Genomic DNA, 22,908 nt, shown 5'->3' on the forward strand with positions numbered 1-22,908 from the left:
GACGGCTCTCTATACTGATAATAAGTTTGAAAGCGCTATTATAAGCGACTATATTAGCTTGAAAAGAGGGGTATTCATGAGAAAAAGCTGGACACGTGCGCTTACGTCAGGTCTTGTGCTGGCCATGCTCGTCGGCTGTGCGGGCAATAATGGCGGAGGCGGAGGAGCCAACGCCGGGGGCGACGGCCAAGGCGGGAATGAAGCGGGAGCCACGAAATTTTCCATTTCGATGCGGACGCTTAACGTTTCCTACGTTGAGAAGAATCCGGATATCAACAAGGATAAGTACGTGCTGGAGCTAGAGAAAATGACGAATACGGACCTCGATATCCGCCTCATTCCGCATAACGAATATCAGGATAAAATGGTGCAGATGTTCGCAACGAACGATATACCGGATGTGGTGCAGGGCACTGGCGGAATCAGCGGTCCCGAGCTGGCGGGTGCCGTGGAGAACGGAGTCTTTCTTCCGCTCAACGACCTGCTGCAGGAGCACGGACAGGACCTGCTCAAGTTTATCCCCGAGGAAGCCTGGAAGCGGATGACGGATTCCAAGACGGGCAATATTTACGGGATTCCCGAAATCCTGTCCAATCCGTCCAGACGGGCCACGTGGATTCGGACCGACCTGCTGGAAAAGGTAGGCAAGGAGATCCCGACGACGGTGGAAGAGACGATGGAGGTTCTGCGCGCGTTCAAGGAAGCCGGTGTGGAGCAGCCTTATGCGGGACGTCAGAATTTCAAATATGCCGATACCTTCTTCGGCGCCTATGACGTGCTGGGTTACCTGAACCAATTCAAGGTATTCCCGGACGGGCAAGTAAAGCCCACCTTTTTTGACGAAGAAAATATGAAGCAGGCCATTCAGATCTATAAGACGATGCATGAGGAAGGATTGATCAGCAAGGAATTCGCGACCATTGAAAGCGCGGATTTCAAATCCATCGTCACGAGCGGCAAAGCCGGCATGTGGTCTATGAATGCCAACGAGCTTCCGATCTGGGGAACCCAGCTGAAGGAGAATGTGCCGGACGCGAAAGTGGCGCTGATTCCTTCGCCTGTAGGACCTGACGGTAAAGGGGGATATGCCCATTATAATCCGGTCACGCGTTCCTTCTTCATCAACGCGAAGGCGAAGGACAAAGCGGAGGATATCGTGAAGTTCTTCAACTGGATGGTCAGTGAGGACGCGGAATTGTTCTTCAGCTTCGGCATCGAGGGCGAGGATTATCAGGTAACCGACGGAAAGCCGGTCTTCGAGGTGCCGACGGACGCTGCAGGCGCGGATAAGATGCGTTATTTGAACTACTGGCTGTGGCTGGTGCAGGACACAACGTACAACAAACGCGTGTCCGAATTGTCCGATTCCGGCAAAGAGCTGATTGATGCTTTTGATAACATGTTATCGACTGAGGGCCGCCGCGGAATAGAATTCGACCCGAGACTGGAGGCGATGGTGAAATATCCGGAGCTGAATCCGAAGTCGGATGAACTGCCTCCGCTGATTCTGGAGCATGTGCTTCGCATGGTATACGGCAGGGAGCCGATCGATAACTACGGCAAGGTGCTCGAGGAGTATCTGTCCAAGGGCGGTAAAGAGATTATTGAGGAAGCCACAAAACGATACAACGAAAAAGAAAACGCTTTCGAATAGGCGGGGCATGTTTTAGTATAGTGTTGAAGAATGACTCCTCTGCTTGTCCAAGCAGAGGAGTATCTTGCTAAAGCTAAACTACTCTCGCTGGTTTGAAAGGGGAATGGGTGATGTACCGCATTCTGGTCGTTGATGATGAACCTATGATAAGGATGGGCTTGGCGAAACTGATCACGCAGACGGATCCGGCCATGATTCAAGCGGAAACGGCCGGAAACGGCATGGAAGCATTGGAAGCGATCCAGACGGCACGACCGGACTTCATATTTACGGATATCAAGATGCCCAAGATGGACGGCCTGGAGTTAAGCAAGCAGTTATATGAAGCATACGGCGATATCACGGTCGTTGTCATCTCCGGTTACGGCGATTTCGAATACGCCCAGAAATGCATGTCGTATGGGGTTAAGGAATATCTGCTCAAGCCCGTGACCAAATCGGTGGTACATAACACCATGAACAAATTGATGGCGGATCGAAAATCCATGCAGGAGAAGCAGCGGTTCTATTTTCCGCTTTCCAAGCTGGAGGATTGGCTGGAGCAGCTCGAGTTGGCCGTATGGCATTTGCAAATGAACGATATCCAGATGAAGCTGCAGGAAATCGAGGATTATTGCAATGAGCGCCGGTTCGAATCGATCCAGCTTCAGGAGCTGCTGGATGAGCTGTACGCGAAATTGATCAAGCAGTTAAACGGCAGGGACGTATATTCGTTCGAACGCATGACGGGAATATCGGGGCCTGCGCCCGGAGGGAACCATCATTATTTTGAGAGATTTCGTCTGGCCGTGAATCAGACGGTGAAACTCATACGCGAGAAGAGAAAAGGAAATGCGAAGGAGCCCGTAGAGGAAGCGAAAGCCTATATCGAGCGCAACTTGTCCCGCGATCTCTCGCTGGATGAGGTGGCCGACATGCTTGGACTCAATCCGTCCTATTTCAGCCAGCTGTTCAAGCAGATGACGGACGAGACCTTTGTCCATTACCGGATCAAGAAACGAATGGAGAAGGCGAAGAAGCTCCTTGCCATTCCGCATTATAAAATTACGGACATTTCGTTCGAAGTGGGGTATGCGGATCATCCCCATTTTACCAAAACCTTTAAGAAGGTCACCGGGTACACCCCTTCCGAATACCGGGAGATGCTGGGGATCGAATGATGCGGAAGAGCCTGTCCCGTCAAATCTTCCTGTACTTCTTCATCGTCGTGATGTTCTCGCTTACCACGGTCGGCGTATTCTTCTATATGAAATCATCCGAAGCGATCGACGAGCAGGTCGAGAAGTATATGACTACCGTCATCACGAACGCCGCAAGGCAAACGGATAATCAGCTGAAAATGTTCGAGCGGATCAGCAATACGATTTTGCTGCAGGATTCGGTGAAGCGATTTTTGGATATGGACCCCAGCGACAGCTACGAGCATTACCGGTTCACCCATCTCATCCGAAAGGATGTCTTTCAGAAGATTTTCATTCAATACCCCACGCAGACCCATATGATGTACATTCTGGGGTTCCATGGCCGGTCGATTTTCGATCAGAACCAGAATTTCTCCGCCATGTCGATCGATCCGTCGGACCGACTTCGTGAATTGACGGAGAAGACGCCGGGGAACGGGGAGATCGTCATCTTGAAGACCAGCCTGCTGGAACAGGATCGCGACAACGTCATTACGGTTGCCCGCAAAATCCGTGGAATGAATTCCTACGACGTCAAAGGCGTGCTTGCAGTAGAATTCAATGAAGATCAGCTGTCGGGTTTATGGAATGGCGTCGACCTCGGGGAACAGGGTTTCTTTTTCATCCTGGATCGTGAAGGCGAGGTCGTTTATGCACCAGAGCACGTGGATATGGAGGGCATCACGACCACGGACCTGCCGAAGCGCATTATCGCCAAGGGCGATCATCGCTTCATTGAACCGGTATTAGGCGAGAAAGCGATGATCATCTCGCGCCAGTCCGAATATTCGGGCTGGAGCCTCGTCATTATGATGCCGCTGGATGAGCTCCGGGCGCCGATTTCGGGCATCCGCTCCACCACCATTATCGTAGGCTTTGTCACCTTGTTCATTGCGCTCGTTCTGGCATACAGATTCGGGAAATCGATCGTGAATCCGATCCGTAATTTGAAGAACGGGATGAGGCAGACGGAGAAGGGGAACTGGACGCACATCACCGACGTGAAACCGCGCGAGGATGAAATCGGGGGTTTGATCCACAGCTACAATCTCATGGTCAGCCGGTTGTCCGACATGATCGAGCAGGTATACGACACGGAGCTCCACAACCAGAAGACGCAGCTGGAGCTGCAGGACATCCAACTGGAGCGCCAGCGTGCCGAGTTTCAGGCGCTTCAATTGCAGATCAATCCGCATTTTTTGTACAACACGCTGGAAACGATCAACTGTTACGCGATCGTTCAGGATTCGGACGAAATTTCGGACATGGTGGAGGCCATGGCTTTCATGCTTCGATATTCCATTCAGACCAATCTGGAGGAAATCACGATTGCCAACGAGCTGAACCATGTGCGGCATTACATGATGATCTTGAAGCATCGGATCGGGCGCGATTTTGAGATCGAGGTGGCAACGCCGCCCGAGCTCCTGTTGGAGAAGATGGTCAGGCTCTCCCTGCAGCCGATTGTGGAGAATATTTTCCAGCATGCCTTTCCGGAAGGAATCGAGGCGTGGCATTACATTCGGATTGATACGAGAGTCGACGGAGACAATTTTCTGGTCATTGTCGAGGACAACGGGGCAGGCATTGCGGACCATAAGCTTCATAAACTGCGCAAAAGGCTCGAGGAAAACCGCCTGGTCGATGATGAAGAGGGGAAACGCGCCCGGCGCGGAGGCGGCATCGGCATCGTGAACGTCCATCGGCGAATACAGATGGTTTACGGCGAAGCGTACGGGATAACGGTTCATAGTTCGCCGAGTCAAGGCACAAGCATCGTCATGACGATGCCGCGAATGGAAAGAATGCGTGAGCAAGAAAACAGGCTGAAACAGCTGCAAACCTAATCAGGAGGGATCAACATGCAAATAAATCTATCGGGTAACGTCGCTTTAGTCACAGGATCTAGCGGAGGAATCGGTCGGGCGGTTGCCATCATGCTGGCGAGAAGCGGAGCCAAGGTAGCGCTGAATTATCTGAACAGCAAGGAGGCTGCCGAAGAGGCCGTTGCCGAGATCCGAGATTTTGGCGGCGAAGCCCGCGCTTTTCGCGCAGACGTTGCGCAAGCAGAACAGGCGGAGGCGCTTGTGGCGGAAGTGGAAAAGGCGTTCGGCGAACCGGTGACGATTCTGGTTAACAATGCGGGACATTTGGTCCAGCGGCTGGCCAATGCGGAAATGACCGAGGAGCTCTACGCCAAGATCATGGACGTCAATATGAAAAGCACGGTATTCGTAAGCAAAGCCGTCATTTCGGGGATGAAAGCGGCCGGTCGAGGGCGCATCGTGAACATGACCTCCGTTGCGGCGCACAACGGCGGCGGACCGGGCGCCAGCATTTATGCAGCGAGCAAGGCTGCCGTCCTGAGTTTTACCAAAGGCTTGGCGAAGGAGCTTGCTTCAAGCGGAATTAATGTGAATGCCGTATCCCCTGGCTTTATCGGGCAAACGGCGTTTCACGCGACCTTTACCCCGGATGATGCGCGCAAAGCTACCATTCAGGGCATTCCGCTTGGGCGAGAGGGCACGCCGGACGATGTCGCCGGCTCCGTGCTGTTTCTCGTCTCGGAGCTGTCTTCTTATATAACGGGTGAGACGATTGAAATCAACGGCGGCATGTTCATGCGATGAGGGATGGGATGAAGGTGAAGGCGAAGCTGAACTCGTATGCGTGGAGCGTGCAAACGATCGATATCCTGAAGGCCGAGCTGGACCAAGTGATCGACCGGAAGCTGGATGTTCCCCTGGAGCCCGGCGGCTGGTGGCACCAATTCGTTTGTCCCGAACATCATACGGAGCTGTTGTTTGATTCTCTGGAAGACGACTCCAGCACCTTTCGCTGTCCGTATGGCTGCGAATGGGGAGGAGAACCGTATCGGGGAGCATGGCTGGTATTCAAGCATCAGGCCATGGCACGGTATGCTCTGCAATCCGCCGCCGTCTATGCGGGCACGGGGGAGAAGGTTTACGCCGATCTTGGAAAACGGCTGATCGTTCGGTATGCAGAGCAATTTCCGCTGTATCCTGTCCACCCGGATGCGCAGCCATGGATGCTGAAAGGGAGGGCATTCCATCAGGCTTTAACCGAAGCCATCTGGGCAACGACGCTTCTTCGTGGATATCTGCTTCTGCGGGATGAGGGCGTATGGTTTGATGAGGCGGACCTTCGGAAGATTGACCGGTTCCTGTACATGCTGGAGAGCAGCATGACGGAATATCATCATATTTTGTCCCGGGAACGCGGAAATCCTGAGAACAACTATACCGCTTGGCTGATCGCCGCTTTGTTCTGTATCTATGCGGTGCAAGGCGAAACGAAGAAGCTGAAGCAGCTGGTTGAGCAGGAAGGCGGGCTGCGCCATCATCTCACCATTGCCGTCAAGCCCGATCAGCTTGAATTTGAAGGCAGTATTTACTATCACGTATTCGTGCTTCGTGCTTACCTGATTGCTGCGGAAATGGGGAGCAGGGTTGGTGAAGAGCTTTTTTCCCTGAGAGGGGAGCAAGGCCAATGCATGCAGGGCATGTTATCGGTCCTGGTTCGATTGTCAGACCCAAACGGCTTCCTGCCTGCACTTCACGACGGTCCTTATCGCAGGGCACCATTCGCGCGAGAAATTGCGGAAGTTGCGGAGATCGGCTTATCCGTGTATGGGGATAAGAGCTATCGACGATTGCTTGGCCATGCATATCGGGAACTGAACGGAGAAGCCGGCAGAATCGGCATGCTGGAGGCACTGCTGTACGGCACGGGATCTTGGGATGGCCGAAACGAAACGGCCGCTCCAGGCATGAGGAACTCCCGTATGTTGAAATCGGGCGAGATATGGGAAACGGGGGATATTATCGAAGTACAGGTCACCCGTGAGGTCCCAAGACCGGGAGAAGCTATGCAAGCAGATCGTGATCTGACAGCTCATGAAGCGGGGGGGATCGCAGGCGGTACCTTAAACCATGCGGACGGCGAATCGCCTAATCCCGTTTTTCTTCCTCACAGCGGGTTCGCCCTGTTAAGGACGAACGATCCCCAAGGCCTTCAAGCGCTGATTGATTTTGGCCCCCATGGCGGATCGCATGGTCACTTTGATAAATTGAATCTGATGATTCATGCCGGGGATCAGCCTCTTTCGCCAGATCGTGGAACTGTACCTTATGGATCGGTTCTGAAAAAGGAATGGTACCCCCATACTGCCTGCCATAACACCGTCTCCGTAGGCGGCCGCTCGCAGAATCCGGCCGAAGGCAAATGCATGCGGTATGAATCCGCTCCAAACCGTTCCTATATTTGGGTTCGGGCCGATGAGGCCTACGATCATGGCGTTCTGGACCGGCATTTGATCATGGCGGAAGATTGGCTGCTGGATTGGTTCGAAGTGGAATTGGATGAACCGGCCGCCGTGGATTGGTGGTTTCATTACGTCGGCACAGGGCAGCTTCGCCAAGCTTCGGATGAGGTTCAGTACAGCGGGTCGGCGGAACCGGGAAACGAGGACGGACGCGCATACGTAAAAGAGCGCTCCTCTAACGTATGGTCCAGAGACGGTATGCAGGTTGACCTTCATATCGCTAACGAGTCAGGAGCGCTTGCGGTAGCATCCTTTGCCACCTTTGAAGGAACGGTATGCTCACGAGTGGAATCACCTGGGCTTGCTGACGATCCCAGCCGTCCCATGGAAGGAATACGGCTTCACCGATTGGATTCGAAAGCCCGCTTCATCGTCGTTTATCGTGCCGGAGATGAGCCGATATCCTTGCGATGGACGCATGCTGCGGACGGGGATTGGCTCCATCTGTCGGATGGGAGGACGACAAGAAGCTTTACAATGACCAACAACGGGTTGAAGGAGAGGGTGCTCGATGAAAACCTTGTTTGAACCGAAAAGCGGATTATTGTCCGTGCCGTATCAACCGGACGAAGGGAGTAAGCTTCTCGAGAATCCTCCCCGTTTCACCTGGATGCCGGGACAGCTTGAGGACGACCGTTATATGCTGCAGATCTCGACTTCACCCTCGTATGAAACGGGGGCCACGACGACGATATCGCCGATTCCCTATAACTTATACACTCCGGATCGACCGCTGGAGCCGGGTACTTATTATTGGCGCTATGCCTTGCTGACCGGTGAGCAAGTCGAGGATACCGCGGACTTGGAGCATAACCGTTCTTCTTGGAGCCAATCCCGAATGTTTCATGTCCCGGCGGGGCTGCCCGAGACTCCCCTGCCCGGCAGAGCGGAAAGGTACGAACGCACGCATACCGGTCATCCGCGATTATGGTTGGACGAAAAGGGGATTGAGGCGTTCCGGGAAGGTCTCCGCAAGGATGAAGATTACTGCGGCTGGCAGGCCTTTTACGAGAGATCGGTCCTTCCATGGGTGAATAAGCCGCTAATCCCGGAACCGGAGCGTTATCCGGGCAACAAGCGCGTCGCGAAGCTGTGGCGACAAATGTACATGGATTGCCAGGAAACGCTCTATGCCGTCCGGCATTTAAGCGTGGCAGGAGTTATATTGCAGGATGATGCTTTGATAGCCAAAGCGAAAACGTGGCTGCTCCACGCGGCCCGTTGGGATACGGAGGGAACAACGTCCCGCGATTACAACGATGAAGCCGCATTCCGCATGGTCGGGGCGCTTTCCTGGGGGTACGACTGGCTTCACGATTACCTCGGCGCTGAGGAGATTGATCTCGTCAGGGGCGCCTTGCTGCGCCGTACCGAGCAGGTGGCCTTCCATGTGATGGAGCGCTCGAAGATCCATCACGTCCCTTACGACAGCCATGCGGTTCGTTCGTTATCCTCGGTTCTGGTCCCAGCCTGCATCGCCTTGCTTCATGAAGAAGCGAGCGCGCGGACATGGCTGGATTACACGCTGGAATACTACGCCTGCCTCTACTCCCCATGGGGCGGAGAGGACGGGGGCTGGGCGGAAGGGCCGCTCTATTGGACAACCGGCATGGCATTCGTGATCGATGCGCTCAATCTCATCCGCAATTACGTAGCGATCGATTTTTATAAACGTCCGTTTTTCGGGCGCACCGGCGATTTTCCGCTATATTGCAGCAGTCCGGATACGATTCGGGCCAGCTTCGGAGACCAGTCCTACCTCGGAGAACCGGTCAGCCTGAAGACGGCCTTCAATATTCGCCAGTTTGCAGGCATTACGGGAAACGGGCTGTATCAATGGTATTTCGAACAAGTGGCCAAATCGGATACGGATGCCGACTCCAAATTTTATAATTACGGCTGGTGGGATTTCCGGTTTGACGATATGCTGTATCGGCATGACTTTCCTCAGGTGGAAGCCGTTCCTCCATCGGATACCGTTCCCTTTGCCTTATCGGACGCTTCGGAACCCAATGAAGGGGCCATTCAATCCGTCAAATGGTTCCGCGATATTGACTGGGTGGCAATGCATCACCGGATGGATGATCCGGATGAACACATCATGCTGCTTGCGAAGAGCAGCCGATACGGCTCGATGAGCCACAGTCACGGTGACCAGAACGGCTTCCTGCTGCACGCATACGGCGAGCCGCTGGCTATCGAGAGCGGGTACTATATCGCCTTCGGCAGCACGATGCATATGAACTGGCGTAGGCAGACGCGCTCCACGAACAATATTCTTATCGATGGCCATGGTCAGTATGCGGGAAAAGACAAGGTTCTCTGCATCGAGGCCAGCGGCAGGGTGGAGCAAGTCGACGCTGCAGCAGGCTTGGGGTACGCCCGCATGAACGCAACGCAGGCCTATCGGGAGAATGTCCCCTACCTGGAGCGTTATGTGCGCGAAATCTATTTCTTCGACGAATCTTATGTTGTGATCGTGGATACGGTGGACCTTGCCAAGCCAGCCAGCATCGAGTGGCTGTTCCATGCCTTGAACCGGATGAAGCTGTCGGGGCAGACCTTCCGAGTGATGGGCAGCAAAGCGGAGATGGAGGGACGATTCGTGTACTGCTCCTCAGGCGATCTATCGCTGAATCAGCATAATCAATTCACCGGCGTCGATCCCGAAGAGATCGAAGGGCTGGATAATCAGTGGCATCTGCATGCGGAGACGAAGTCAGCTTCAAGCCATCGCATCGCGACTCTCCTGGTGCCGATGAAGGTGGATGAGAGTAAATACGTCTCGTATTTTCTGGACGATCAGGACCATGGGGTTCATATCTATTTCACGAACGAAGACGGGAATACCAGGAAAGTGGAGGTGCCCAAGGCGTATTAAGTGGGGCTTCGCCGATGCGATAACGAATGCCAAAAGACTCAACATACAGCAGCCTTTGCTGGAGTTGAGTCTTTTATTATATAGGATGCATGGTGCCAATTTATCATCGAGCAGGGAGCAGCTTGAAATAACAGCTAAGCAATCAGGATCAACTTGCAGCTTTATACCATCCTTGCCTGGGAAGGCGTCATGCCCTTGTACTGTTTATACAGCTTGGTAAAATAATTCGGGTTGCTGCAGCCGACGATGCCGGCAATTTCCGTGATGGTCAACGTCCGTTCGCGAAGCAGCCGTTCCGCTTCATTCATCCGGGTCAGGTTGACGTAATCCACGAAGGTGCGGCCCGTTAAACGCTTGAACATTTTGCAAAAATGAAACGGATTCAAACCGACTTCCGCAGCGGCGGCCTCCACCGGCAATTTCTCGCCGATGTTGTTCTCGATATGCTGTATCAGCTTTTTATAACGCTCCCGATTCGCAAAATAAGGCTCGTTCGTTTTCTCCGCGAGCTGTGCGGGCATGAACGTGCGCGCCAGCAGCACGAACAGGGTGTACAGCTTCGACTTGGCAATGAGCTCAAAAGCCGGACGGCGGACGGCAAGCTCTTCAATGACTTCATCCAGCAGCGGATAGCAATCTGCGCCAGCCGGGTCACTCTCCGCAGGCTTGACGGGAAAACGCAGCCGGCCTTCCATATATGGAGCGACATAACGCGCGTGAACCGGATCATGAAGAGAATCGTTGAACAGGGATGCATTCACCACGACGCAATCAAACCGCACATCGCCATCCTCGAGGGCATAACCCACATGCAGACTGCCGCCCGGGATGATGATGAACTCTCCAGCCTTAACGTCATATGCGGTGGTATCAATATGGAAGACGGCGCGCCCTTGGCGCATGCATAGGATCTCAAAGTGCTCATGCCAGTGGAGATAGAGGATGCAATCCTTCGTTTTGGCACCGGGACAGAAGTTATGAAATACCTGTACGGGATACGCCTTATCGCCAAGCCTGGTATTCTCATGAAGCTCTCTAGGATAGGACATACGAATTCACCTCGAACCGCAAGATAAGAGTGGTATTGCACAAGGTTGTATAGAGATATTGTTGTGTCTCGCCATTATAATGAAGTTGCTTCATCTACATTAAGCCAATATCGGAATGATTACAACCACTAGGCGATGATTTGAAAGCGGTTAATCAAACGATGACGTATTCAGGGGGAGTAATGGAAATATGACCACGGCGTTTAAAGTTGTTATCGCGGGATGCGGGAGCATGGCGAATACTTGGGCGGATTATGCCAAAGGGCGGGAGGACGTTGAAATCGTGGGTCTCGTGGACATTCAGGAGACTTTCGCGAAGGCATTTGCCGATCGGCACGGTCTTTCCTGTCCGACGTATGACAATATTAACGATGCACTTGCTTCAAGCGGTGCGAATATCGTATTCGATGTGACCATTCCCGCCAGCCACTATGGGATCAGCACGGCTGCGCTGAAGCACGGGTGCCATGTATTCAGCGAAAAACCGTTAGCGGAATCGATGACGGAATGTCTGGATATCGTGAAGCTGGCAGAGTCTGCTGGCAGAACCCATGCCGTTATGCAAAACCGCCGATTTGATCCGAGAATACGGGCTTTCAAGTCTTTGATCGATAGCGGAGCGATCGGAAAGCCCGGTTTCATAGGGGCGGATTTCTTTCTTGGCGCGCATTTCGGCGGATTCCGGGACCTGATGGACAGTCCCCTGCTGCTTGATATGGCCATTCACACCTTCGATCAGGCCCGCATGATCAGCGGAGCCGATCCGGTATCCGTATATTGTCAGGAGTTCAACCCGCCCGGTTCCTGGTACGCCGGCAATGCGATGGCGATATGCATCTATGAAATGTCGGACGGCTCCGTGTTCAATTACCGCGGGTCCTGGTGTGCCGAAGGCGCTCAAACCTCCTGGGAAGCCGCCTGGCGCGTCACGGGTGAGAGGGGAACGGCAATCTGGGACGGACATGACGAGATCTATGCGGAGGTCGTGGCGGAAGGGGATCAATCGGGAAGCTTCATTCGGAAGTATGAGCGGATCGAAGGCACGCTGCCTGCCATGGCGAAGACCGGACATCATAGCTGCCTGGAAAATATGTTTCACGCACTGGAAGCCGGCATCAAGCCGGAAACGGACTGCAGCGACAACGTATACAGCATGGCGATGGTGCTGGCTGCATTGGAAAGCGCCAAGACCGGACGGAAAATCATGATCTCGGAGTTCATGAACGGAATGGGCGTTTAACCTTGGCTGAGGAGTACTCGAAACGTATCCAGCCTCTGAACTCGAATAGCTTTGCAGTTACGGGTGGGTCGTGAACAAAAGCATAGAAGAAGTCGCGATAATCGCGGCTTTTTTTTATTGTAACAATGGATGTCCTCGTTTCAATGCTGTATCAGCGTCCTTCTTTCGAAGACAGCCCTCTTCCAGGGAGGGACACGGACATGCTACAATATAGCACAAGCATAAGTAAAACGCTTAACCTGGAAGAGAAAGGAATGACTTCTTTGCAGCAAAACTGGTACCGCAAGCTGCTTCTCTCCTATTTTCCCATATTCCTCATCACGATTACGATCCTGGTGTTTCTTTCATTCATCATGTTTAATGAGGCCTCGCGCGAAGAGGCAGCCAAAGCGAACGGAATTTCCACGCGTTTTATTATGGAAGATCTGGATCGTTCCATCAACGCCATCGAGATGAACGTGCTGAACGAAGCGGAAACGAGTGCCCTATACTCAAGCTATTTGTTCAGCAACCCGTCATCCGACCAAAATTTGATGTACTCGCTTGTCAAACGTCTCCGCGGGTTACAATCGGGCAGCGACCTGATCGAATCGGTCTATTTATACCGTCATTCGGATCAGTCGGTGCTGACCACCAGCGGCCAAAGCCCGCTCTCGACTTTTCCGGACCGTTCTTATATCGAGTTTGCCGTGAAAGAGCACGACTACCGGGGGTGGTCCGCCGTTCGATCCATGACGGGACTCGGGGAGAACGAGCCGAAGCAGGTCATCTCCATGTATAAAAATTTGCCGCTTCCCTTCGGAAGCCAAGGGCTGCTCGTCATTAACGTAAGCATGTACCGGGTGGAGCAGATGATCAATCCGATGATAAATGACAGCGTTTCCTTTTTGAATATTTTGGACTCCAGCGGAGATCTCATATTTGAAGCATCCCAAATCGGAGAGGATAAGCGGGCCAAAGAAGGCAAGGTGCTGACGACGCTGCAATCGGATCAGCTGGGATGGACTTTTGAAAGCGGTCTCCGGGTCGGGCAGCTCTATGCTTGGGTGTCGGTCGTATCCTACATCTGGATCGTGATCGGCTTCGTAACCGTGGTGCTTGCCGTTATTTATATCGTCTATGTTACCAGGCGGAATTATCAGCCGATCAAAGCCATGATGAACCGCATCGAGTCCATTCAGCTCAACATGCCCCAGGCCGCCAAGGATGAGCTTTCCATGATCGATAGTGCGCTTGAAAGCCTGATCAGCCGGTCCATGGACTATGACAAAAAGCGGCACGAGAATCTCCAGCTTCAGCGCAGCCAGCTGTTCATGGACCTGATCAGCGGGCAGAAGCCCGAAGAGGAACTGCTGTCCCGGATGGCAGAGCTGATTCCGATGAAGCTGCCGGAACAGCCGGCGGGTTACGTCATCCTGCTCGGTGAAATCAACGATTACAGCGGTTTTCAGGATGTTCATACCGTCCGCGACCAGAACGTGCTGAAGTTTGCCTTGATGAACGTGTTCCAGGAGCTTGCACGCAATGCCGGCTTCAACAGCTGGCTAGAATGGATCGCCGGCAGCCGCGTAGGCATTCTGATCGCGCTTCCGGAGATGAAGGAGGAGACGCGTGCTTCCCTGATCCGCGCAGCTGAGGAATGTCGGAGCTGGGTCGAGGAAAAGCTTCGTTTGTCGGTGAGGTTCGGGCTGGGCAGCACGGTTGCCGGGCTGCATGAAATAGGCGCTTCGCACCAATCAGCCTCCGAGGCGCTCGGCCACAGGCTGGCGATGGGCGATCATGCCGTGCTGGTCGGGGACGAGCTGCCCCGGGGAGATTTAAGCCGCCTGCTTCCTTATCTGAATGAAATCTCGGAGCTGGTCAAGGACTTCCGATTAAATAATGAAGGCTGGAGAACCCGTCTGAAGGACATGTTTGTTTCATTCAAGGCAGAGCGTCTGAAGGACGATACGATCCGTTCTCTGGTAAACAGCATGCTTCAGCTGCTGGCCCGGGAGGTCGGTGTGTTATCCGACGAGCTGAGGAACCAGCTGTCGGAGGGCAGGGAGCACGTACTGGCTGGAGCCGCAACCTTAGAGGAGCTGCAGAGCAGGATCACCGATCAGTTGACGGAAATTTACCGCACCTATGTTGCGCTTAGCGAAACCAAGAGCTACCGTGCCATGATCAGCGAGATGAAGCACTATATAGAAGAGCATTTCGACGATCCGAATTTGTCCCTGAAGCATCTGAGCGACCGTTTTCAGATTTCCGGAAAATATGCAAGCTATCTGTTTAAGATGGAATACGATATGAAATTCGTGGATTTCCTCGTACAGCTGCGCATGAAGCGGGCGGAGGAGCTTCTGGCGCAGACCGACCTCTCGATACAGGAAATTGCGGAGAAGATTGGATACGCCAACTCCATTACCTTCGGGCGGGTGTTCAAACGGACGTCGGGTGTGACGCCGGGCGACTACCGAAAGCTGCGAATGAAGCCTGCGCCGGGGACGGAGCTCGGATCCTAGAAAGCGCTTCGATAACGAAAACGGTTTATGATTATAGTTTATCCAGAAACGGGTGCAGAAGTTTCCGGCCGGAAGCAGCACCCGTTTCGCATTTTCTGGAGAATGTCGGTATGCGTACCGAATGCCACGGGTGATGTGGAAGGGTTCTGCAAACGGAACAAACACCGGATATATCAAGCATTAAAGTCATGATTAGAAAACGGTTTAGATAACGAAAATCGTCATTTCTCTACGTTGAAACCTTGTAACGAAGCGGGTTCTCGCGTTTGGAATTTGGTTTATTGTCATCCGCTTGCCCTTGAGGCATACTGAGAACACCCGAGAGGTTAAGCGCTTACATTACGGGATCCGAAGCAATTCGGATGAATCCGCAGCTTTCTATCATGAATAAGATTGGCGCAAATCGGCAGGGACATAATCCAAATAGAAAAGGGGATGTAATGATGGCAGCAAGCAAGAAAAAATGGGGCAAGCTCGCAAAGCTCACGCTGGTCATGTTGATGGTCGGAACGGTCGTATTATCCGGGTGCTCCTCAGGCTCTGGCAGCGGCACCAATGCTTCGGGCGGGGATTCCGGCTCCAATGACGGCAAGCAGGTTACGCTGAAGGTCGAAATTTTTGACCGCGGCAATACACCGAAGCCTTATACCATCACCGACAGTTATCTTACCCGATATATCCAGGACAACTTTGGAACCCCTAACAACATTAAGATGGAATTCGTACCGGTCCCCCGTTCCGAGGAGATCAAGAAGCTGAACGTTCTCATGGCGAGCGGCGGCAATGTGCCGGATATCGTATTTACGTATGACACGCCGACCTTCAACCGCTACGCGGAGCAGGGCGGGCTGACGGAACTGACGGATTTGATCAACGAGCACGGTCCGAATCTGAAGGAATTCCTCGATGAGGACGCGATGAGTTACGGCCAGTACATGGGCAAACAGTTCGCCGTTCCCGGCAAACGGGCCTTCCTTGGCAAGTATTCTTCCTTTATCCGCGCCGATTGGCTGGAAAAGCTCGGCATGGAGGTGCCTCAAACGACCGATGAGCTGTACGCGGTCTTGAAAGCTTTTAAAGAAAAGGATCCGGGCGAAACCGGCGGCAAGGTGATTCCCTTCGGCATGACGATCGAACCGGCTCAATATGATCCGCTGATCTGGTCCTTTATTCAGCCGACTACGGAAGAGCAGAAGTATACGCTGCTGCAAAAGCTCGGAGCCAACGACTATCCGACCCTGCTTCCGGGCTTTAAGGATGCGCTGCAATTTTTCAACAAGCTTTACAACGAAGGGCTGATCAGCCGTGACTTCAGCTTGGACGAAGACAAGAAGCAGTTGACCCAGGACGTGACCAACGGTCTTACGGGCTTCCTGACGGAGGATTATCCGAACATGTACTACGCCGACGGCACCTATGACACGCTGCTCAAAAACCAGCCGGAAGCCAAGCTTATGCCGATCGATCCATTCACCAACTCCGAAGGCAAGCATGCGAAGCCGGAATACGCTCCAAATGGCATGTACATCATGATTCCGAAAACAAGCCAACATGCTGTAGAAGCGATCAAATACCTGAACTGGATGGCTGACCCGGACAATCTGCTGGCGCTGCAAAACGGCGTGGAAGGCGAGAACTACGAAATGGTGGACGGCATTCCCGTCATGAAGACCGACGCTCCTCAAGAGGTGATTGACCGGCTTTACAACAGCGGCGACATTGCCATTATCGCCAACGGTAATTTTGTAGGCGACGAAACGCAGAACCGGGAGAAACTGACAACCAACTTCCCGGAAAAGTTCCAGGATCTGCATCGCAAGGCCGTGGAAATTTCGGCAACGGATACGTTTAAGCCGGTCAATTTCGACCGTCCGATCGAGGCTGAGGCGAAATACGGCACGAACCTGCAGGCCAAATACGAAGAGATGATCGTGAAAACGGCCATGGCGAAACCGGAAGATTTCGAGAAAACATTTGAAGCGACCATGAAGGATTACATGGTCAGCGGCGGCCAGGCGATTCTTGATGAGCGGACCAAAGTTTATCAGGAAATGCAACCTAAGTAAACCAGCGGGAAAAAGGAAAGGACGGCTTCTTCAAGAGGCCGTTCCTTCGCTCCCGGCGTCATGGACAAGGAGAGGATGATACAGATGAGAGGAACCGTTTACCTGCGCCGGTACTGGCAATTATACGCACTGCTTGTTCTGCCTTTGGTCTATTTCATTATTTTCAAATACGGCCCGATGTGGGGCGTACAGATCGCCTTTAAGGACTTCAACTTCTTCCAAGGAATCTCCGGAAGTGAATGGATTGGACTGGATGCCTTTCGCGAAGTTTTCCAGACCCAGGATTTTTATAAAACCCTCCGCAATACGCTGATGCTCAACCTGCTGGACCTTGTGGTATCATTTCCGGCGCCCTTGATTCTCGCCATCATGCTTCATGAACTTAGAATCCAATGGTTTAAACGTTTGTCCCAAACGATATTGTACATTCCCCATTTCATTTCATGGGTTATCATAGGCGGCATCGTATACCAGGTGTTCGGCACGCAATCCGGGATGATCAACAACATGCTGATGGCGCTCGGTTTTGAATCGGTACCTTTTCTAACCGAAAAAAACACGTGGCTCATTACGTACCTCGCGACGGGGGTGTGGCAGAGCGCCGGTTGGGGAACCATCCTCTATCTGGCTGCCTTGACCGGCATCAACAAGGAGCTGTTTGAAGCGGCGGAGGTGGACGGAGCGGGCAGATTCAAGCGCATCCGGCATATCACGCTGCCGGGCCTGAAAACGACGATTGTGACGCTCCTCATCATCAACCTCGGCAATATGATCTCGATCGGCTTTGACCGTCCGTTTGTCATCGGCAATAAAGCGGTCATGGATTATTCCGACGTGTTGAGTACCTATGTGTACCGGACGGGGCTGGAATCCGGGCAGTATACCCTGGCAACGGTGGTCGGCCTGTTCCAGGCTGTCGTCGGGCTGGTCTTTATCCTCGGCGCCAACTATGCATCCAAAAAACTGACGGACGAGTCCATCATTTAACGTTTTTGCAGAAAGGAGATTCACTCATGAGCGAGCGTGTATCGAACCGCGTTTTTGATTCCGTAAACATGATCCTGCTGGCGGTTTTCGTACTTCTCTGTCTGGCGCCTTTTTTCCATATTATCGCCATTTCATTCAGCTCCAACCGGGCGGTAACGTCCGGCGAGGTGACGTTGTTTCCGGTGGAGTTCAGCCTTCAGGCTTATCAATCCGTATTCTCGGATTCCAGCATGATCCGTTCTCTCGGCTTTACGATTATGCTGACGCTGCTGACGACGGTGCTGTGCATGGTCATGACGATGATTGCCGCTTACCCGTTGACGAAAAAGAAGCTGAAGGGCCGCAAAGTGTTTATGTTTATCATCATTGTGACCATGTTCTTCAGCGGGGGCATTATCCCGGAGTACATTCTCGTGAAGGACTTGAACCTGCTGAATACGATCTGGGCGCTTGTTCTTCCGGGGCTGATCAGTCCGTTTTATCTAATTATCCTGATCTCCTTCTTCAACGGAATTCCGGAAAGCCTGGAGGAAGCGGCCGAGATCGACGGTACGAGCCAAATCGGAACGATGCTTCGAATCATTCTGCCGCTGTCTTTGCCGGTCATTGCGACGCTGAGCCTGTTCTACGCGGTCGGGCGCTGGAACGGATTCCAGGACACGCTGCTCTATATTACGAAGGAAGAGCTTTATCCGCTGCAGCTGAAGCTGTATCAGCTGGTACAGAACAATATGATTACGGATTTGACCCGCAACGAGGGACCGGCAGCCGGTGTCAGAGCAACCACGGAAAGCCTGAAAGCGGCAAGCGTCGTATTTGCCACGGTGCCGATTCTTGTTGTGTACCCGTGGCTGCAGCGTTACTTCGTCAGCGGCGTGATGCTGGGTGCCGTGAAGGGCTAAGGATGATGGATATTAGGGGGATCGTATGATGGTGAACAGGGTTTTTGAAGTCAATGACAGCTGGGTGCGGGAGGGGATGGAGCGCCAGATCTTAGAAGAAACGCATCGCTGGCACGGCGGGGTTCGCACCATGGAGAACGGTTTGCCATCGCCCAACCATAACACAGGGACGCCGACCGCCATGGCGATATGGGCAGCAGCACTCTGCAATCCGGCATCCGCATATTACCGCGATAAGGAGCTGGCACACAGGTTTGCGCTTTCGGCCCGTTATATGCTTGCGGCTCAGCACGGCGACGGTACGATTTCGCCCGGCTGGACGAATTTCCATTCCCCGCCGGATACCGCCTTCGTGGTGGTTGGATATGCGCAAGCCGCACAGCTGATTCTGGCTGACGGTTGGGCAGAGCTGAAGGGAGCGGCTGCGGATATGCTGCTGTTTCTGGAACGCACCTTGCCTGCGCTGATTACCGGAGGCTGCCATACGCCGAACCACCGATGGGTGATCTGCGCGGCGCTGGGCTTCTTGAATGAGCTTTTTGATTCGCGGGATGCCTTGAACAGGGCGGAGGAGTGGCTCGCCGAAGGCATGGACGCCACCTTGGACGGAGAATGGACCGAGCGCAGCAACGGGATCTACAACGTCGTCAGCGATGTCATGCTGATTCACGCGGCCAGGCTGCTGAAGCGTCCGGAGCTGCTGGTACCGGTACGGGCCAATCTGAAGATGATGACTTATTTGGTCCACCCGGACGGGGAAATCGTCACGGAATATTCCGGACGGCAGGATTATGGTCACAGTTTTGATATGTCGGGGTACTTCCTGCCGTCTCTGATGATGGCTTCCCTTGACCGCGATCCGGTATTTCAAGGGATGGCGGAACAGTCGCTGTCTCTGCTGAAACATCCCGGCGGAGCACCGACCAACGCAGCCGTTCGGCTGCTCTTGGATCCGGGTCTCATGCGCGAGCGTGCAGAGACAACGCCCATGCCGGAGCATTACCGCGTCGTGCTGAACGGCGAATTTCCAAGGGAGCGCTACTTGTCCGGATATGCCGGTGCCGGCCATCACGGCGTTATCCGATACAGCCGGATGCACACGGATTTTGGGGCTCCGGTCGCGCGAATCCGTGAGGGCCGCACCAGCGTGACCGTGAGCACGGAGATGTCCTCCTTCTTTTCTCTGCGTCATGGAGCGGCTCGCCTTCTCGGCGTGCAGTTCGCTTCCTATTTCGACCCCGGCTTTGTCAAGATGAGCCGGCTGACGACGCTGGAGCAGGGATACCGGTTATCCGGCGAACAGGAAAAGGGTTATAACGGACCGGTGCCGGAAGCAGCTCTGCCTGATAGTGCAAGGGAAGGCGTCAGCCCTTGGTATCTGCTGCCGCATCACTGCCGTCCGCAGACGCATGTCCAGCGGCACAAGGTGGAGGTGGAAGTGGTGGAAGCGAGCGATGGCTGGAAGCTGGTCATTTCCTCGACGGAGCCGGAGGAGGTCGTGTCGCAAATCTCGCTGATTTTTCCGGCGGCCGGCAGTCTTAGCGGCGGAGAGCTTGCTCCAGCCGGCGGGGATGCCCAGTTCTGGATGGAAGGGAGCATTCGTTACGAGATAGACGGCGATTGGCTGGAAATCAGCGGAGGCGGATTGCAGCACACGGCGGCTGGCGTCCGGGAAGCGGCTTATCCGCTCGGCTTCCGAACGCTGCTGCTGAATGTGGTGACTCCCTTCGTGAAGGAGATTCATATCAAGCTTTCGCCAGCGGCGAGGTTCGACCGAACGGAAAGGGGAGGATCATCATGACAAGCTATATCGAAGCCCGTGAAAGCATACGGTATTGGATGGGCGACGATGATGCCGGGATACTGAAGACGATCGCAGGGCGCTATATCGGGGCGAATCCGGAAATTCCGTTCGCGCTGCGGCCGTTCGCCGAAACGGGTATTCTTCAGACCGAGGAAGGATATTATGACTTCAACTTCGGCGACCGGTTCCGGGAAGCGAAGCAAGGGGAGGCGGCCTACGCCCTTGGTCTGGTGTGGAGCGACGATGAACGTTCGCTGGATGCCGCGATCATGCCGTACAGCCCGGTCCGCTTCTATCTGAACGAGCGGTTGATGTATCGTTCGGGTGCCGAGGACGAGATGAAGCCCGATGCCAAAATCGTCATTCCGCTGGTGCTGAGCCCGGGCTGGAACACATTGTTGATTGAGGTCCGGAGGACCGAAGCCGGATTCGGCTGCCGCTTCGGAGCCGTGGAGGGCAAGGTCCGCATTCTGCAGGTGCTGTCTCCTTTTGCAGACCGGAAGGACACCGCAGGTTGGGCATATGTCGGACCGCTGGCTGCCGGCACGCTCGGCGAAAGCGGCGTCTTTCCGAACGCTCACGGGTCCGAAGTAGACACCGGCATGGATTGGCTTCCGCTCACAGGCTGGAGTGAAGAGGAAGCGGATAAACCGAATTTCGAGAGAATATTCGGCTTGCCGGAGGCCCCGGCTGCGGGGTATGCATGGAGCCGGCTTAAGGTGCCTGCCGGCGTTGACCATGTTGAGTTCAAGGGCAGCACTATGGGCAGGACGGAGATCTGGATCGGCGGTGATTCCGTCATGGACAATGAGGGAGGTCACTTCGGTTGCAAGCTGCCCGCTTCGGCCTGCCGCGGGGATCTTTTGGTACGCAGCTGCCGCGGGCCGTCGGGATGGGGGGTTGAGCTTCATGCCTATACTTCACAGGGAGAGCTGGAGTTTGAGCTTCCCGTCCCGGTACAAGGCGCCCCGTCTCCGTGGATGTATGCCGGGCCGCTGGCCGCAGGGGAGGAGCAAACGCCGGAGGAGGTGTGCTCGGTCAATAGACTGTTTCCGCGCGCGGACGGCCGCGGTTTGACCGGCTGGTCCCTGGATGCGCCGGGCTACCGGGTCAGGCCGTTCTATGAGAACGCCATGCTGAGCAACAAATGGACCTCCGGGTCCGCCACCAATTTCGGGCGCTGGGACTATCCGCTCGGTGTGACGATGTATGGACTTCTTCAAGCATCGCGAGCGCTGGGGCGGCCCGATATCGCGGAATATGCCCGGGCGCATATCGACATCTGCACCCAATGGTACGAATACGCCGTCTGGGACCGGGATACCTACGGATTTCCGTCCGTGAACCATCAGCTGGTGCTGATCAAGATGCTGGACAACTGTGGTTCGTTCGGCTCGGCGATGCTGGAAGACGATAAGGAAAGCGGCAATCCGGAAGTTGTAAAAGTCGCGGAGGACATTGCGGATTTTATGGTGAACCGACTGGAACGCCGGGAGGACGGCGCTTTCTATCGTCTGTGCGTTTCGGAGTATTCCGCAGATACGATGTGGGCGGATGATCTGTACATGAGCACGCCGTTCTTGTCACGCTACGCCGGGATGACAGGCGATTCCTCCTATCTGGACGAAGCGGCCAGGCAGTTCTTGAGGTACCGGGAGTATCTGTTCATGCCGGAGGAAGGCGTGATGAGCCACGTATTCGATTTCAAATACGGGAAAGCGACCCGAATTCCTTGGGGGCGCGGAAACGGATGGAGCCTGTTCTCCTTATCGGAACTGCTGGAACGTCTGCCGGAGGATCATAAGGACCGGCCTGCGCTGCTTGAGTTTTTCCGTAAATTGTGCGCCGGAATTGCTTCTTATCAGGGGGAGTCAGGACTCTGGAGGCAGGTTATTACCGATTCGGAAGCTTATGAGGAAGCTTCCTGCTCGGCCATGTTCGCCTATGCCTTTGCCAGAGGCGTCCGGTTCGGCTGGCTGGAGGAGCCTGCACCTTTTGCCGATGCAGCCATTCGAACATGGCAGGGGTTGACCGAGCAGGCCATCGACCGTCACGGTAGCGTGCACGGAGTGTGCAGCGGATCCCGTTATTCATTCACCGGGGACTATTATAAGCATGATCTGCTCACGGTGGTCAATGACAACCACGGGATCGGGATCATGATGCTGGCGTGCGCGGAGATCATGAAATTGAAAGGCATGCTGAACGGCAAGTAAGGCATACACTTTCATTAAAGCGCTTAACCGTTAACTGGTTAGGCGTTTCGGTACGATGAGTTAAGCGCTTAATTCG

The 22,908-nt window shown here is 54.1% G+C and carries 14 protein-coding genes; 13 read left to right on the plus strand and 1 reads right to left on the minus strand.

Translation table 11 applies throughout. From position 1 onward, the window contains the following. Window positions 1–76 precede the first annotated feature (76 nt). From RB298_RS12005 to RB298_RS12030, 6 genes are all read left to right on the plus strand, one after another. Window positions 77–1,654: an extracellular solute-binding protein gene (locus tag RB298_RS12005; RefSeq protein WP_015735900.1), complete on the plus strand. Its 1,578-nt coding sequence runs from the start codon at window positions 77–79 to the stop codon at window positions 1,652–1,654. Window positions 1,655–1,764: 110 nt separating this feature from the next. Then, the gene (locus tag RB298_RS12010) at window positions 1,765–2,814 is read left to right on the plus strand and encodes a response regulator transcription factor (RefSeq protein WP_009590938.1); all 1,050 of its coding nucleotides are present in this window, start codon (window positions 1,765–1,767) and stop codon (window positions 2,812–2,814) included. Then, on the plus strand, window positions 2,811–4,682 hold the full coding sequence (locus RB298_RS12015) for a cache domain-containing sensor histidine kinase (protein WP_486047155.1): 1,872 nt from the start codon (window positions 2,811–2,813) through the stop codon (window positions 4,680–4,682). Before RB298_RS12010 ends, RB298_RS12015 begins: the two co-directional genes overlap by 4 nt. A gap of 15 nt (window positions 4,683–4,697) precedes the next feature. After that, window positions 4,698–5,465: an SDR family NAD(P)-dependent oxidoreductase gene (locus RB298_RS12020; protein WP_486047156.1), complete on the plus strand. Its 768-nt coding sequence runs from the start codon at window positions 4,698–4,700 to the stop codon at window positions 5,463–5,465. Window positions 5,466–5,473: 8 nt separating this feature from the next. Beyond that, window positions 5,474–7,708: a heparinase II/III domain-containing protein gene (locus tag RB298_RS12025; protein WP_486047157.1), complete on the plus strand. Its 2,235-nt coding sequence runs from the start codon at window positions 5,474–5,476 to the stop codon at window positions 7,706–7,708. Further along, window positions 7,692–10,061, plus strand: a complete 2,370-nt coding sequence (locus RB298_RS12030) for a DUF4962 domain-containing protein (protein ID WP_486047158.1) — start codon at window positions 7,692–7,694, stop codon at window positions 10,059–10,061. The genes RB298_RS12025 and RB298_RS12030 overlap by 17 nt, the downstream gene beginning before the upstream one ends. Before the next feature lie 161 nt (window positions 10,062–10,222). On the opposite strand, the gene RB298_RS12035 is transcribed toward RB298_RS12030, so the two are convergent. Next, complete coding sequence (locus RB298_RS12035) at window positions 10,223–11,110, minus strand: helix-turn-helix transcriptional regulator (protein ID WP_486047159.1); 888 nt, start codon at window positions 11,108–11,110, stop codon at window positions 10,223–10,225. A 190-nt stretch (window positions 11,111–11,300) separates the two neighbouring features. Here RB298_RS12035 and RB298_RS12040 point away from each other — a divergent pair, with 190 nt between their 5' ends. From RB298_RS12040 to RB298_RS12070, 7 genes are all read left to right on the plus strand, one after another. After that, a complete protein-coding gene (locus tag RB298_RS12040; protein WP_486047160.1) occupies window positions 11,301–12,350 on the plus strand; it encodes a Gfo/Idh/MocA family protein in 1,050 nt (349 codons plus the stop codon). 200 nt (window positions 12,351–12,550) lie between these two features. After that, entirely contained in the window at window positions 12,551–14,857 is a 2,307-nt protein-coding gene (locus RB298_RS12045; protein ID WP_486047161.1) for a helix-turn-helix domain-containing protein, read from the plus strand. A gap of 440 nt (window positions 14,858–15,297) precedes the next feature. Further along, window positions 15,298–16,923, plus strand: a complete 1,626-nt coding sequence (locus RB298_RS12050) for an extracellular solute-binding protein (RefSeq protein ID WP_486047162.1) — start codon at window positions 15,298–15,300, stop codon at window positions 16,921–16,923. Between the two features lie 84 nt (window positions 16,924–17,007). Then, window positions 17,008–17,910, plus strand: a complete 903-nt coding sequence (locus tag RB298_RS12055) for an ABC transporter permease (RefSeq protein ID WP_486047163.1) — start codon at window positions 17,008–17,010, stop codon at window positions 17,908–17,910. 26 nt (window positions 17,911–17,936) lie between these two features. Beyond that, the gene (locus tag RB298_RS12060; RefSeq protein WP_213578983.1) at window positions 17,937–18,812 is read left to right on the plus strand and encodes a carbohydrate ABC transporter permease; all 876 of its coding nucleotides are present in this window, start codon (window positions 17,937–17,939) and stop codon (window positions 18,810–18,812) included. A 25-nt stretch (window positions 18,813–18,837) separates the two neighbouring features. Next, window positions 18,838–20,613 carry a hypothetical protein gene (locus tag RB298_RS12065; RefSeq protein ID WP_486047164.1) on the plus strand — a complete coding sequence of 592 codons (1,776 nt, stop codon included), beginning with the start codon at window positions 18,838–18,840 and terminating at the stop codon, window positions 20,611–20,613. Continuing rightward, the gene (locus RB298_RS12070; protein ID WP_486047165.1) at window positions 20,610–22,832 is read left to right on the plus strand and encodes a glycoside hydrolase family 88/105 protein; all 2,223 of its coding nucleotides are present in this window, start codon (window positions 20,610–20,612) and stop codon (window positions 22,830–22,832) included. Before RB298_RS12065 ends, RB298_RS12070 begins: the two co-directional genes overlap by 4 nt. Window positions 22,833–22,908 lie beyond the last annotated feature (76 nt).

Source organism: Priestia sp. BR_2, assembly GCF_041954005.1.
Classification (GTDB): Bacteria; Bacillota; Bacilli; order Paenibacillales; family Paenibacillaceae; genus Paenibacillus_AQ; species Paenibacillus_AQ lautus_A.